The organism is Arthrobacter sp. 05L417 (genome assembly GCF_056397865.1).
Genome location: NZ_JBFTOG010000003.1, coordinates 299,884 through 314,035 on the forward strand (window position 1 = coordinate 299,884; position 14,152 = coordinate 314,035).

Annotated in this window: 13 protein-coding genes; 4 read left to right on the top strand and 9 right to left on the bottom strand. The window is 65.5% G+C overall.

Translation table 11 applies throughout. From position 1 onward, the window contains the following. Positions 1-370: 370 nt before the first annotated feature. From AC1DJW_RS04685 to AC1DJW_RS04695, 3 genes are all read right to left on the bottom strand, one after another. Positions 371-1,126 (bottom strand): YcnI family copper-binding membrane protein, encoded by a 756-nt coding sequence (locus tag AC1DJW_RS04685; RefSeq protein WP_476900828.1) that lies wholly within the window; start codon positions 1,124-1,126, stop codon positions 371-373. Between the two features lie 116 nt (positions 1,127-1,242). Further along, the gene (locus AC1DJW_RS04690) at positions 1,243-1,845 is read right to left on the bottom strand and encodes a hypothetical protein (protein WP_476900829.1); all 603 of its coding nucleotides are present in this window, start codon (positions 1,843-1,845) and stop codon (positions 1,243-1,245) included. Positions 1,846-1,953: 108 nt separating this feature from the next. Then, positions 1,954-2,754, bottom strand: coding sequence for a purine-nucleoside phosphorylase (locus AC1DJW_RS04695; RefSeq protein WP_476900830.1), 801 nt, complete (start codon positions 2,752-2,754; stop codon positions 1,954-1,956). Between the two features lie 145 nt (positions 2,755-2,899). Here AC1DJW_RS04695 and AC1DJW_RS04700 point away from each other — a divergent pair, with 145 nt between their 5' ends. From AC1DJW_RS04700 to AC1DJW_RS04710, 3 genes are all read left to right on the top strand, one after another. Beyond that, the gene (locus AC1DJW_RS04700) at positions 2,900-4,315 is read left to right on the top strand and encodes an NAD(P)H-quinone dehydrogenase (RefSeq protein ID WP_284752562.1); all 1,416 of its coding nucleotides are present in this window, start codon (positions 2,900-2,902) and stop codon (positions 4,313-4,315) included. A 189-nt stretch (positions 4,316-4,504) separates the two neighbouring features. Further along, positions 4,505-4,867: an LD-carboxypeptidase gene (locus AC1DJW_RS04705; RefSeq protein WP_476900831.1), complete on the top strand. Its 363-nt coding sequence runs from the start codon at positions 4,505-4,507 to the stop codon at positions 4,865-4,867. Between the two features lie 63 nt (positions 4,868-4,930). Continuing rightward, positions 4,931-5,491, top strand: a complete 561-nt coding sequence (locus AC1DJW_RS04710) for a S66 peptidase family protein (RefSeq protein WP_476900832.1) — start codon at positions 4,931-4,933, stop codon at positions 5,489-5,491. A 33-nt stretch (positions 5,492-5,524) separates the two neighbouring features. Here AC1DJW_RS04710 and AC1DJW_RS04715 read toward each other — a convergent pair whose 3' ends face one another. Then, positions 5,525-5,773 carry a type II toxin-antitoxin system RelE family toxin gene (locus AC1DJW_RS04715; RefSeq protein WP_459340588.1) on the bottom strand — a complete coding sequence of 83 codons (249 nt, stop codon included), beginning with the start codon at positions 5,771-5,773 and terminating at the stop codon, positions 5,525-5,527. Between the two features lies 1 nt (position 5,774). Continuing rightward, positions 5,775-5,921: a type II toxin-antitoxin system Phd/YefM family antitoxin gene (locus AC1DJW_RS04720; protein WP_476900833.1), complete on the bottom strand. Its 147-nt coding sequence runs from the start codon at positions 5,919-5,921 to the stop codon at positions 5,775-5,777. A gap of 182 nt (positions 5,922-6,103) precedes the next feature. Here AC1DJW_RS04720 and AC1DJW_RS04725 point away from each other — a divergent pair, with 182 nt between their 5' ends. Next, on the top strand, positions 6,104-7,924 hold the full coding sequence (locus tag AC1DJW_RS04725; protein WP_476900834.1) for an HNH endonuclease signature motif containing protein: 1,821 nt from the start codon (positions 6,104-6,106) through the stop codon (positions 7,922-7,924). Positions 7,925-8,084: 160 nt separating this feature from the next. On the opposite strand, the gene AC1DJW_RS04730 is transcribed toward AC1DJW_RS04725, so the two are convergent. From AC1DJW_RS04730 to AC1DJW_RS04745, 4 genes are all read right to left on the bottom strand, one after another. Then, entirely contained in the window at positions 8,085-8,573 is a 489-nt protein-coding gene (locus tag AC1DJW_RS04730) for a hypothetical protein (RefSeq protein WP_284751396.1), read from the bottom strand. 195 nt (positions 8,574-8,768) lie between these two features. After that, complete coding sequence (locus AC1DJW_RS04735) at positions 8,769-10,331, bottom strand: FAD-dependent oxidoreductase (RefSeq protein ID WP_476900835.1); 1,563 nt, start codon at positions 10,329-10,331, stop codon at positions 8,769-8,771. Further along, positions 10,328-12,574: a molybdopterin oxidoreductase family protein gene (locus AC1DJW_RS04740; protein ID WP_476900836.1), complete on the bottom strand. Its 2,247-nt coding sequence runs from the start codon at positions 12,572-12,574 to the stop codon at positions 10,328-10,330. The genes AC1DJW_RS04735 and AC1DJW_RS04740 overlap by 4 nt, the downstream gene beginning before the upstream one ends. 1 nt (position 12,575) lies before the next feature. After that, positions 12,576-13,982 (bottom strand): MFS transporter, encoded by a 1,407-nt coding sequence (locus AC1DJW_RS04745; RefSeq protein WP_390279735.1) that lies wholly within the window; start codon positions 13,980-13,982, stop codon positions 12,576-12,578. Positions 13,983-14,152 lie beyond the last annotated feature (170 nt).

The window sequence follows — 14,152 nt, forward strand, 5'->3', positions numbered from 1 at the left end:
CCATCCTTCGGTCCGGCACGTCGACTTGCCGGGACCGTTCAAAGCTTGACGTGCGCTGGATGCGGTTGCAACCCGTGTTTCGAGCGCCGTTCCGGGCCTTAGGCAACATGTCAGACATATGTGCGCAAGCGTTTACATTCTTACACCGCGCGCGTGCCATGGAAAGCGCGACGGGTCAAATGTTTCTGAATAAATCTGATTTATTTTTAAAATTCACATGCCATTAACGCGGGGGCGAATTGACTTGACAGGCGTCGGAAAATTGCTGTGGCGACGACTGTCGTTGGTGGGATTCGTGGTCGGCTGCAGCGGGATGCAAAACTGCCCGCGCCGGGGTCCGGTGCGGGCAGTTCGCTTGTTCGATGTGAGGCTAGTTGGCCTTCGTGGAGCGGGTTCGCACCAGGGCGGTGACGCCTGCGGCCAGGCCGATGAGCCCAGCCGCGAGTCCGAACCAGCCGGCCGCGGATCCGGCGTCGCTGGATGTCGCCGATGCTGCAGCTGACGGGGCTGGGGTCGCGGACGGGGCCGGGGTCGCGGACGGGGACGCCGTGGCCGTCGCGGATGCCGCGGCCTCGTCGCTGGCTGTGGTCACGAAGGAGGGTGCCGGGTGCTCGGGTTCGGGCTGGCCTTTGACGGTCTTCTCGTCCCACTTCACCACCGTGCCGTCGGTGTACGTCTGGGTGGCCGGCAGCGTCACGGTGGTGCCGGCGTCGGGCAGGACACCCACGGAGATCGAGAAGGCCTGGTATTCGTTCTGGCCGATCTGGTGTGCGGCGTCCGCGGTCCAGACGACCGAACTGATCGCTTTGGTCACCGTTGCACCGGCGACAGTGACGGGCTTTGGCAGGGTGGTGGTGACGAGCTCGGCCGTCCAGCCCTCGACCGGCTTCACGGACACCGAGTTGAAGGGTGCGTCCGTCGGCAGTGAGACCTCTAATTTGTTGGTCTTGGCCGTCGGGGATTCGTTGGGAACGTTGAAGGTCAGGTGGGTGTAGCCGCCCGCTGCCGGGTCGTCGGGATTGACGTTGACGTGCGCGGACGCGGCTGAGACGCCGAAGGCGAGCAGCCCGGCGGCCATCGTCGCGGCGCAGGCGGTTTTGAGGGTACGGCGGTGGGTAGTCTTCATGGCAATGGTGCCCTTTCACAAAGGAAAAGCGGTTGGGGACCGGGCGGACGGAGGTCCGGACCGGTGAAGGCAGCGAGTTGCCGCCTGTCCCTGCCCGCAGATGAAAGGGGGCAGTCTCAGGCGGCCGGAACCAGGGCAGGCGGGCCGCGCCGGGAGGGAAGCCGAAGGCCGGGGAGGCTGCGGGAACGCACAACCTGGGTCGGGCACGGAGCGGGGGTGCGAAGTGGGTGGATCGCTCTTGGAGCGGGCAGTTGGACTAACGGGCGCAGCCACGCCGCCAATGCCCATAGTGCTTGTTCGCCGCGCGCGAGGACCAGGGCCGTGCCCAAGGTTGCGAGTGTGTGCGCAGCGAGCATTTGCCAGTCGCTGGCCGAGGCGTGGGTTGAGGCGATGGCGCTTACGGTATCCGGGGCTGGCGCCAGTGGAACATGTCCTGCATGCCCGGACTGCAACGGTTGCGCGGTGGAAGTTCCAGATAGCGCACAGAACGCCCAGTGAAGGCAGAGTTGCCCGGCCCCCAGTAGCCCGGCGAAGACTGGCAGCGAAAGCCGGGCACGCGTCAGGATGGCGACGGGGAGGATTGTCAGGGCACAGAGCGCCGTCAGAATGGCCGGTGCCGGAAGGTTTCCGCCGCCGGCAAGGTGCCCACCCGCGGCAAAGCCCAGAATGATTGATCCGATCAGGCCCGTTCGCAAGAACCGGAAAGGCGCGGATGTCATGATCGGCGGTCCTTTCCGGTTCGAGCGCTGTGGCGGAGAATCAGTCAAATTCTACCGGGGCTGCTTAGTCCGGAATTGCCGGGGAGCCTCGACGCCCCGGGTGCTCGATCAGAGCTTGGCGATGATGTCCGCCAGGAGGCGCGAAATGCGTGCGCCCGCCGTCTGCCCCGCCTCGATGACTTCCTGATGGCTCAGCGGTACCGGGCTGATGCCTGCGGCGAGGTTGGTCACGAGGGAGATGCCGAAGACTTCCATGCCCGCGTGCCGGGCGGCGATGGCTTCGAGAGCGGTGGACATGCCCACCAAATCCGCGCCGATTCGCTTGGCGTATTGGACCTCGGCCGGCGTTTCGTAGTGCGGGCCGGTGAACTGGGCGTAGACGCCTTCGTCGAGCGTGGGATCCACCTCGCGGGCCAGGCCGCGGATGCGCGAGGAGTACAGGTCCGTGAGGTCGACGAACGTGGCGCCTTCAAGGGGGGAAGCCGCCGTCAGGTTGATGTGGTCACTGATCAGCACAGGAGTTCCAGGGGTCCAGGCTTCATTCAGGCCGCCGCAGCCGTTGGTCACCACGAGGGTCTTGCATCCGGCTGCCGCAGCCGTGCGCACGCCGTGGACCACTGCCCGGACGCCCTTGCCTTCGTAGTAATGGGTACGCGCACCCAGGACAAGGGCGCGCTTGCCCTTCTTCGTCAGGACCGAGCGGATGGTGCCCACATGCCCCTCAACGGCAGGCGCGTGGAAGCCGGGAACTTCCGACGCAGTGAGGGTCGCCGTCGTTTCGCCTATGAGATCCGCAGCCGCGCCCCAGCCTGAGCCGAGCACGAGTGCGACGTCGTGCGATTCGACGCCGGTCTCCGCTGCGATGTAGTCGGCCGCAGCTTTGGCGGCCTCGAATGGGTCTGTGTTCATCAGCTCTGTGTTACTCACTGGTACAAACTACAGTGCTGCGCGCGCTGTTGAACAGGGCGGTGTTGGCTAGGTAAACGGCCTTTACAGGCGTTCTCAGGTGGGGCTTAGTGGCAGGTCCGCCCGCATTAAGTGAGAATGGAACATTGTGACCATGCATCCTGACTTCAGCTCACCACGAATCGCGATCCTGGGCGGAGGTCCAGGCGGATATGAAGCGGCCATGGTCGCGGCCCACTTGGGAGCGCGGGTTACGCTCATCGAGCGCGCCGGGCTCGGCGGCTCGGCCGTCCTCACCGACGTCGTACCTTCCAAAACCCTGATCGCGACGGCGGATCTCATGACCCGCGTCGGCGAGGCGGGGGAGCTGGGAGTCAAGTTCGCGGTCGACGGCAGTGACGTGGCGCCGGGCATGCGCGCGGACCTCGGCCACATCAACGACCGCGTCCTGCACCTCGCGCGCGAGCAGTCGGACGACATCCGGGTGGGCCTTGAGCACCTTGGCGTGGAGATCCTGATGGGCTCCGGAAAGCTCCTGGACAACCACACCATCGAGGTCATCACCTCGGACGGCGTCAAGACGATTACGGCTGACGCCATTCTTCTCGCCGTCGGCGCCCACCCCCGCGAACTGCCCACGGCAAAGCCCGACGGCGAACGCATCCTGAACTGGGCACAGATCTACAACCTCGAGCAACTTCCGGAAGACCTGATCGTCGTTGGTTCCGGCGTAACCGGCGCCGAATTCGCTTCGGCCTACAACGGGCTTGGCTCGAACGTCACCCTGATTTCGAGCCGCGACCAGGTGCTGCCAGGTTCGGACACGGACGCGGCCCAGGTCCTCGAAGGCGTCTTCAAACGCCGCGGCGTGCGCGTTCTGTCCCGCTCGCGCGCGGAGGCCGTTGAAAGGACCGACGCCGGCGTGAAGGTGACGCTCGGCGACGGCAGCACGGTCTCGGGCAGCCACTGCCTCGTCTGTGTTGGCTCCATCCCCAACACTGCCGGAATCGGGCTGGAAGAGGCGGGCGTGGCTGTCACGGAGTCCGGCCACATCAAGGTCGACGGCGTCTCCCGCACCACGGCGCCGAACATCTACGCCGCTGGCGACTGTACGGGGATCCTGGCCCTCGCCTCGGTCGCTGCCATGCAGGGCCGCATTGCAGTTGCTCATTTCCTGGGCGACGCCGTCATGCCGATCAAGCTCCGCCAAGTGGCCTCAAACATCTTCACTTCGCCGGAAATCGCCTCCGTGGGCGTCTCCGAAGCCGACCTCGAATCGGGCAAGTACCAGGGCGACGTGGTCATGCTGTCCCTGCTAAGCAATGCCCGCGCCAAGATGCGCAACACCAAGGACGGCTTCGTCAAGATCATCGCGCGCAAGGGTTCGGGCACTGTGATCGGCGGCGTCGTCGTCGGACCGAACGCCTCCGAGCTCATCTACCCGATCGCGGTTGCCGTGAAGCAGAAACTACACGTCGACGACCTCGCGAGCACCTTTACGGTGTACCCCTCCTTGACCGGGTCGATCTCGGAAGCGGCGCGACGGTTGCACGTGCATATGTAGGTTGTTGTTCGCATTCGGATCTGCGACACAGAAAATGCCCCACGACGCGCGTATTCGCGTGTCCTGGGGCATTTCGCGTCGCGTGAAACCAGATGCGCGTCCTCGGCACCCAACCCAAATGCGTTTATACCCTCGCTGAGTACGTAGGCAAGCGGCGTGGTCAGCGTTGCGTTTGCTAGCGTCGAGCACATGCTGTCCATCTACCCGCCCAAATTTCGTCGCGGTGACATGGTGCGGGTGGTCGCGCCCGCATTGAGCCGCGCTGTGGTCATGGAGCACGACCACACCAGCCGCATCGAGGGGCGTTTCGCCGAAATGGGGTTGCGGCTTTCCTTCGGGGAGCACGTCGACGAAATGGATGGGCTCCTTTCGTCGTCGGTGCAGTCGCGCGTCGACGATCTTCATGCGGCCTTCTCGGATCCGGAAGTAACGGGAATCCTGACAGTCATTGGTGGATTCAGCAGCAATGAATTGCTTCCGTATCTCGACTGGGAGCTCATCGCGGCGAACCCGAAAATCCTGTGTGGCTACTCGGACATCACGGCACTTTAGAACGCCATCCACGCACGCACCGGACTGGTGACATACCCCGGGCCGCACTGGTCCACATTTGGTATGCGGGACCACTTTGAGGAGACTCAGGCCTGGTTCATGGAGGCGCTCTTTGGCGGGGAGCCCATGGACGTGCGGCAGGCCACGGCTTGGACGGACGATGCATGGTTCCGTGACCAAGACGGCCGAACGGTGATTCCCGGCGATGGCTGGTGGCCGCTGCAACGCGGTGCCGCGAGCGGACGGATTGTGGGCGGAAACCTGTGCACGCTGAATCTCCTCCAGGGAACGGCCAACATGCCATCTTTGGAAGGAACACTCCTCTTCGTGGAGGACGACTTCGAAAGCCACCCGGCTACATTTACGAGGGACCTGGCCTCTCTCCTGCAGACGCCTGAGGCAAAGGGAGTTCGGGGTCTCGTGATAGGTCGCTTTCAGCAGGCAAGCCGAATGACCCGGGATCTACTGGCCCTGATAGTTGCCAAACATTCCGTCCTTTCCGGCCTTCCGGTGCTCGCCAACGTTGATTTTGGCCACACCTCGCCTATCTTCACCTTCCCGATCGGAGGCGACGCCGGGGTATCTGTCGGTGAATCAAGCACTTTGAGGATCACGCGCCACTGACGACGGAGAAATCTGTAAGCGGACTTACTCCCTTTAGATTTCGCGGCGATGACCGGCCTGAACGACGACGATGACGAGTCGGCCGTCGTCGATCCGGTAGAGCACCCGATAATCTCCCGTTCGGACGCGCCACTCGACCCGCCCTGCCAGCTTCTTGGCGCCGGGCGGGCGTGGAGTCTCGGCGAGCAACTCGATGGCTGCTTGGACCCGGCGGCGACCCTCGGGAGGAAGCTTGCGCAGTTGCCGAAGGACCGCTGGCAGGACCGTGATGTAGTAGCTCACGTCAGGCCAGATCGCGCTTGACGTCCTCCCAGGGGATAGGGGTCTCACCGGTCTGTTTCATCTCCTCCCATGCCATGCTGACGTCCCGGATGTCTTCAAGTTCTTCCGCGGCTTCGCGAAGGTGCTCCAGCTCGGCGGAATCAATCACTGCCGCGACCCGAATTCCGCGGCGAGTGAGGAATACCGGTTCGCGCTCACGATGTGCCGTGTCCACAATGGCTACGTCAAGTGCAGCAAAACGTACGTTGCGTACAGAACTGTCGATAACGTATTTTCTGTTCCAGATCGGAAGCGGGTTATTTTGTCGGTGCCTGCTGGCAGAGTATTGCCATGGAAGCGATCGGACACTTCACCAGTAGCCAGGGCACTGCGCCCGGCGGCGGGTTCGTCGTGTTCCATAAGGCGCGGGAACCTCGGAGGGCGACTGCGGCCGGTCAAGGGACGGGTCAAATGCGTGGGCTGCGCCGGCTCGCCCTGCTGGATCCGCGCGAGGACCGCATGGGCGATCACGGCGGCGACGGTGGTCCGCAGCAGGTTCTGGAGGGTGCTCTTGGAGCGTTGCGCTCCCTGGCACGGACCGCGGTGGACGACGTCGGGCCTCTGGGGATGCAGGATTCCGCCGCGTTCGCCTCCGGCGTGGAGGAACTCTCCCGCACCCTGGACTACTTGCAGCTCGTCGCCGCGGGGCAGTTGCACCGGGTCCGGCAGCAGGAGCCGATCGGCGGGACCGGCTGGACGACGGGCTGGGGAGCCGAAGCCCGGGAGGGCGGTTCCAGCGATGGCCCCGGCAGCCCCGAAACTGAAGGCGGAGCAGCCGGTGCCGGGGACGGTGCCGGGTGCGGCGGTCTCGCTGCGGGTGACGCTCTCGCCGGGTTCCGGGAGTTCCGGAACACGGGTGAGCACCTGCGCTCGCTGCTGCGGATCGGCGCGGCGGAGGCCCGGCGCCGCCTGGCCCTGGCCGAGGACCTGCTGCCGGGCCGCTCCCTCACGGGGCAACGGATCCAGCCGCGGTATGGGGAAGTGGCCGCGGCCCTGGCCTGCGGGAGCATCGCGTCCCGGCCGGCCACCACCATCACCATGGCTCTGGAACGCGTCCGGCCCCTGTGCAGCGCCGAGACAGCCGCGGACATGGAACACGCACTGACCCTGACGGCGGCCGGGAACGACGCCGATTTCCTGGCCAGGATCGCCCGCCGCTGGACCGACGCGATCGACCAGGACGGGTCCGAGCCCCGCGAGGAATCCCTCCGCCACCTCCAGGGCGCCTTCCTGCGGCGGCCCAAACACGGGCTGCAGCATCTGGAGAACTTCGCCACCCAGGACCAGTACGAGCACCTGCTCACCGTCATGAACACCGCCACCAATCCCCGGACCCGCGTGTCCGGGGACCCCGGGTCCGGGGACCATGCGGTGGACGCGGGCGGAGGGGACGGCGGGGGCGGGCCGGCAAACGCTCCGGCGGACGGCCGGGCAGATGATCTGCCGGGTGGTTCAGGTGATGATGCCGCGTCCCTGGACCGCCGCACGAGGGCGCAGAAACTCCTGGACGGGTTGCTGGGCGCCTGCAAGATCGCCCTCGCCGCAGGTGCGGTGCCCGCGGCTGGAGGCCAGCGCCCCCAGATCATGGCCACCATCGACCACCGGGACCTCCTGGCACCGCTAAAGGAAGCCGGGCAGCTCGCGTTCCCTGGGCAATCTGGACGACCCGCGCGCTCCGGCGGGCCGCAACGGGGCACGGGGAGCTTCACGTTCACCGGTCCAGTCCCGGCGGCCACGCTGCGGAAGATCGCCTGCGATGCCGACATCATTCCCGTCGTTCTCGGCGGCGAGGGCCAGGTGCTGGACATCGGCAGGGCCTCCAGGATCTTCCCGGCCCACATCCGCAAAGCCATTACCGCCCGGGACAAAGGCTGCGCGTTTCCTTCGTGCACGATGCCGGCCCCGTGGTGCGAAGCCCACCACATCGAGTACTGGTCCCGGGGTGGACCGAGCAGCGTCGAGAACGGCACGCTTCTGTGCAGCCACCACCACCATCTGATCCACAAGGAAGAGTGGCACATCCAGGTCCAAGCAGGCGTGCCTTGGTTCATCCCGCCACCCCACATCGACCCACGGCAAAAACCACGCAAAAACCACTACTTCCACGTGTGACCACGCTCTTCGGTGTGACGTGCGTTGAGAGTGTGATGTGCCGGGAGACTGATCGGCTGTGGACGGCGACTACGCGCTCGCGGGGTACCACCCACCGACGGCCCGGATCTATGCACAAAGCGCCCCCACAAATGCAAGGGCGCTCCGTGACTTGAGGGGTCTAACCGAGTGCGAGGCAGACGTCGAGGACCTTTCCTGAGCCGGAGAAGGGCCTTAGTTCTTCCCCTGTTGGAGTGATGGCGTAGTTGACATTGCCCGTTGTCAGGGCTAGCCCGGCCGGGTGCCCGTTGGCTGCAGGGATGAGTAGGAGGTTCAACCCTGTGGAAGCCAACTCGAGGCTGGTCGGATGGATTGCATCCGGAAGGTAGGTGACGTGGGTTGCTCCTGTGATGAGGTAGCTTGCGGAATGCCCGTTGGGGGCGGTCACTGTCACCCTGAGGTTCGGGGAGGCAAGTATCTGACGTCCGCCAGGAAGGTCGATCGTCTTCGAGCGACCGGTAACGTCCAGCCTGACAGGGTTGGTGAAGTTCGGACAGGGCCAATAGATTGTTCCGTCGGCCGGCGCGGGCGGCGCGGCGACAGCCGGACTGGCGCTTGCGGCGAGTACGGCCGCGACGGAAACGGTGATGGGTGCGAGCCAGCGTTTCATGTAGATCCTCCTGATGTAGCTTGCGAAAGTCCCCCCGGACATACGGGACGAGTCCCTGACGGCAAAGCCCTTGGATGCTACACCGGCACTCACAGCTCGAACGCGAGTGTTTGCTACTTGCGTCTGGAGTGCCCATGAGTAACTACATATTGAGTTGCTTCTGAGTAACGATCCGCTTCCGCAACTCATCACGAGCTACGCCGCAACCCCCTGAAAGTGCTTCTCGATAATCCCCTTGATGTCACCGTGGCACCCACCACACCCAGTGCCAGCCCGCGTAGCCTTCGAAACTTCGGGCACGGAAGAGCAGCCATCCAGCACGGCTTCCTCGATGCTCGCACCGCTGACTCCCGCACAGCGGCACACGGTGCGCTGCGGATCATCATTCGAAGCAGACGGACCCAGTTGGTCCGGGCCGTCCAGGCGCAGCAGGAGTGAACGATCGGCGGGCAGCTCGGAGCCGCGTTCGAACAGCATCACGAGCTCCGCGGCCGTGCGCGGCATGCCTACGGTCACGAGTCCTTCGAGCGCGCCGCCCCGCGTCGTCATTTTGACGTAGCGGCCGTGTTCGGGATCGGCCCACTGGGCGACCTGGCGCCGGGGCATTCCCTCGGAGACACCGACGGACAACAACTCGTCATCCCACGGTTCGGCGCTGTTGTCGCCAGCGACGGCCATGTTGATGCCGCGTGCCTTCAGCACCACGACGCCGGGCTTCTCCTGCGGCAGGGGCGCCAAGGTGTCGGCTGCGTCCTGGCCGCCTTCGGCGAGGAGGATCAGGTACTCGGCAAGCCATTCGGCCTGCCGCCAGCCCGGCCCCACCAGGCCTGATGGACCCAATGCGGTGCGGCATTCGGCGCACTCGGCATCGGCGCAGCGGACTTCGGCGCAATCGCCGATCGCGAACATGTGCGGCTCGTGGTAAGTCCGCAGGCGGTGATCCACCAGGATGCCGGTAGCGGCAGGCAACCCGCAGCCTTCGGCCAATTCGATCCGGGGGCGAACGCCACAGGAAAGGACAAGAAGGTCGCCTTCGATCCGTGACCCGTCGTTGAGCACCAGGGCGGAAAACATGCCGTCGGGGCCGTTGTGCTCCACTGCCGTGGAACGGGCGTTGCCCACCATCGTGATCCCGCTGTTGCGCAAGCTCGTCGCGAGAACGGCCCCGCCGCCGCGGTCGATATTGCGGCCCAGCGGGAAGGAGCCGTTGTGCACCACCGTGGTCAGGGCACCTTCTTCAGCTGCGGCCAATGCCGTTTCAAGGCCGAGTACACCGCCACCGAGGACGATCACGCGCTTGCCGGCAGCTACGGCGTCGCGCAGTTGCGCGGCATCTCGGAGGTCACGGAGGGCAGTCACGCCTGGAGGGAGTACAGGGTGTGAAGGGTCGGGGTTGATACCCGTGAGGTTCGGAATGACGGGCCGCGAGCCCGTGGCGAACACCAGGCGGTCGTAGCCGGGCGTTGTCCCGTCCGAAAGGACAAGCTGCTGGCGTGCACGGTCGATGCGTTTGACGGTGACGCCCAGCCGGACCTCGACGCCGTCGGCCGCCAAAGCGGCAGCGTCCGCCATCGCGAGTGCCTCCGCGGTGGTCCGCCCAACGCCGAGTTCCGCCACCATGACGCGGTTGTACGCGGCTTCGGTTTCCTGCCCGACGACGAGCAGTTGGACAAGGCCGCCGCGCACGGCGGGCAACAACTCGTCCACCAGCCGGGCTGCGACCGGTCCGAATCCGACCACCACAATTCGCTCGCTCACGATGCCTCCTTGACCTGCATAGACAAGCTGACCTGCATTGATACGCCGGCCGCCGCTGGCAATGCCAACTGCGCAGCCAACTCCGATTCGACGTTTGCCAGTACGGCCTTCCGGACCCAGACCGTGCTCGTCTTGAACTCCGGCATGCCCGAAATAGGATCCGTGACCGCCTCAGTGAGCAGGTTGGCGCTGCCCAGTCCAGGGAAATGGAAGGGCAGGAAGACGGTGTCCGTCCGGATGCTGTTGCTGAGCTCCACCCTGCACAGGACCTCTCCGCGCTCGTTGGAGACCCGGACAAAGTCGCCGCTGGAGATGTCCCTGACGGCCGCCGTCGCGGGGTGGATCTGCAAGAGCGGCTCCGGCTGCGCGGCCGCGAGTTCGGCCACGCGGCGGGTCTGGGCGCCCGATTGGTAGTGTTCCAGGAGCCGTCCGGTGACGAGCGTCAGCGGATCGGGATCAGAGCCGACGACGGCGGAGCGCCGGGACCGCTTCCGCGGTGCCACCGGGACCATGACCGCGCGACCGTCGGCGTGCGCGAAGCTGTCGAGGAAGAGTCGCGGCGTTCCCGAGCTGCCGGTGGGATAGGGCCAGTAGGCGGCCTCTCCTCGATCCAGCATGGCGTAGTCGATTCCGGAGTAGTCTGCCAGGCCACCTTCCGAGGCGAGCCGGAGCTCCTCGAAGACGGTCTCGGGATCGTCGCTGAACGTGGACGGAGCGTCGAGCGATTCGGCGAGCCGGGCCATGAGCCACAATTCGCTGCGGACGCCCGGGGGAGGGGTGAGCGCCTTACGACGGCGGAGCACGCGGCCCTCGAGGTTGGTCAGGGTACCTTCTTCCTCGGCCCATTGGGTGACCGGGAGGACCAGATCGGCTTCCAGCGCGGTCTCGGACATGAAGAAATCGCAGACAACCAGGAAGTCCAGGCGGCGCAGGCCCTCGATCACCGCGCCGGCGTCGGGGGCTGACACCGCCACATTGGCGCCGTGCACGAAAAGGCAACGGACGCCGTCGGGCTGTCCCAAAGACTTCAACAACTCCACGGCCGGAAGGCCGGGGCCGGGGATGAGGGATTCGTCGACGCCCCACACTTTGGCGACGTGTGCGCGGGCGGCGGGATCGGTGATCTTGCGGTAGCCGGGGAGCTGGTCGGACTTTTGGCCGTGCTCGCGACCGCCCTGGCCGTTTCCCTGGCCGGTCAGGGTGCCGTAGCCGCTGCGGGCGGATCCCGGGAGGCCGAGGAGGAGGCTGAGGTTGATCGCGGCTGTGGCGGTGTCAGTGCCGTCGACGTGCTGCTCGACTCCGCGGCCGGTGAGGATGTAGCTGCCGCCGCGCCGGGCGCCGTCTGCGAGGCGCCGGGCGGTTTCGCGGATGAGCGTGGCGGGTACGCCGGTGATCGACTGGACGCGCTCAGGCCAGAACGCGGCGAGGCTGCGAGCGATCGCTGGGTACCCGGTGGTTCGGTTCTGGAGGTATTCGGCATCGGCGAGGCCTTCGTGGACCACTACGTGGGAGATACCCAACAGCAGGGCGAGGTCCGTTCCGGGGGTCGGCTGCAAGTGGATGCCGCCGCCGTCGCCGGTGAATGCGGCCGTCGCGGAACGACGGGGATCGGCCACGATCAACCCGCCGGAATCGCGCGCGCCTTGCAGGTGCTGGACGAACGGCGGCATGGTCTCGGCAACGTTGGAGCCGAGAAGGAAGATGACGCTCGCCGAATCAAGGTCTTCCACGGGGAACGGGAGGCCGCGGTCCACGCCGAACGCGCGGTTTCCGGCTGCCGCGGCAGAGGACATGCAGAAACGTCCGTTGTAATCGATGCGCGAGGTTCCCAGCGCCAAGCGGGCGAACTTGCCCAACTGGTAGGCCTTCTCATTGGTGAGTCCGCCGCCCCCGAACACGCCGACGGCGTCGGGCCCGTACTGCTCGCGGGTCTGCTTGACGGCTCCGGTGACCAGCATGAGTGCTTGGTCCCACGTGACGGGCCGGTGGACGCCATCGGACCCTTTGAGCATGGGTTCCGTTACGCGTCCGGTGTGGTTCAACAACGACGGCGATGTCCAGCCCTTGCGGCACAGCCCGCCCCGGTTGGTGGGGAAATCGCGGCCGGACACTTCCAGGAGCGGAAGTGCCCTTGCCGCGGGAGCGGGGTCTGACCCCGGCTGCGCCGAGGGCGCCGCCGGGGTCAGGGTCATGGCGCACTGCAGCGCACAATACGGGCAGTGGGTGTTGGCGCCATTGGGCATATTAGATGTGTCCCATCGCGTTACGGTTGGCCTTCCGGAGGTAGCAGACCCAGCAGACGATGAGCATCAGCACGTAGGCGCCGACGAAGCCATAGAACGCGGGGGTGTAGGAGCCGGAAGCGCTGGATGCGTTGAGTACCTGGGGGATGACGAATCCGCCGTAGGCGCCAATCGCCGAGATCAGGCCGAGGGAGGAAGACGCGAGGCGTGCCGTGCTGGCGGCGCTCGCCCCCGAGCGGGCTGCACGGCTGGAAGTGGCGAAGATGACCGGAATCATGCGGTAGGTGGCGCCGTTTCCGAAGCCGCTTGCCGTGAAGAGGAACAGGAACAGGACCAGGAAGAGCCAGAAGTTCTTGAGCGGAAGGGTCCAGATCATGGTCAAGGTGATAACGGCCATCGCTGCGAACGCCGTAACGGTCATCCGGGCTCCGCCCATGCGGTCAGCCATGCGTCCACCGTAGGGACGGGCGAGGGAGCCGACCAGCGGGCCGAGGAAGGCGAGCGAGAGGACAACCGCGCCGAGGTGCATGGAGGAGAATGCCGGGAAGTAGTCCTTGATGAGCTTGGGGAAGACCCCGGAGAAGCCGATGAACGAGCCGAACGTACCGATGTACAGGAAGGCCATGATCCACAAGTGCGGTTCCTTGAGTGCGGCGATGGAGCCTGCAACGTCACCCTTGGCGCTCGTGAGGTTGTTCATGTACTTCCAAGCGCCGAAGGCAGCGATAAGGATGAGCGGAATCCAGATAAGGCCGGCCATGGGCAGGTTGACGGTACCGGCGGCCAGGAGGGTGACGGCGATCGGGACGACGAGCTGCGCGACGGCGGCACCAAGGTTTCCGCCCGCGGCGTTCAAGCCCAGCGCCCAGCCCTTTTCGCGGGCAGGGTAGAAGAAGGTGATGTTTGCCATCGAGCTCGCGAAGTTGCCGCCGCCGAAGCCTGCAAGTCCCGCTACCAGTAGCATGACGCCGAAGGGGGTGCCGGGGTTTGAGACGCACAAGGCAAGGCCCGCCGTCGGGATCAGCAGCAGGAGGGCCGAGACGATGGTCCAGTTGCGGCCACCGAACCTTGGAACCATGAAGGTGTAGGGGATGCGCAGTGTGGCACCGACCAGGCTGGGGATCGAGATGAGCCAGAAGATCTGGTTGGTGTCGAACTTGAAGCCTGCGGCCGGGAGCTGGACGACGACGATCGACCAGAGCTGCCAGACGACGAAGCCGAGGAACTCGGCGAAGATGGACCAGTACAGGTTGCGCTTGGCGATGGAACGGCCGGCGGCTTCCCACTGATCTTTGTTCTCTGCGTCCCAGTTGGCAATCCAGCGGCCAGGACGGTGTTCAAGCTCGGGGACGAGGGCGGTGGGCGCCTGCTCGTTGGTGAGGATTTCGGTGCTTCGGTCAACTGTCACGGAGTGCCTCCTTTGTGGGGACGTTGTACTTACACGTTAGGTACGGCGCGTTTCGCGGACCGTCGCGGTTTGTAAACGTGCTGTGACATTCACCTATCGGAGGGGGTAACCACTGCGTGAGGCGATGGTGAGGTTGTTGTGGCGCGGACCACAGAGTGAGACTTTTCCGG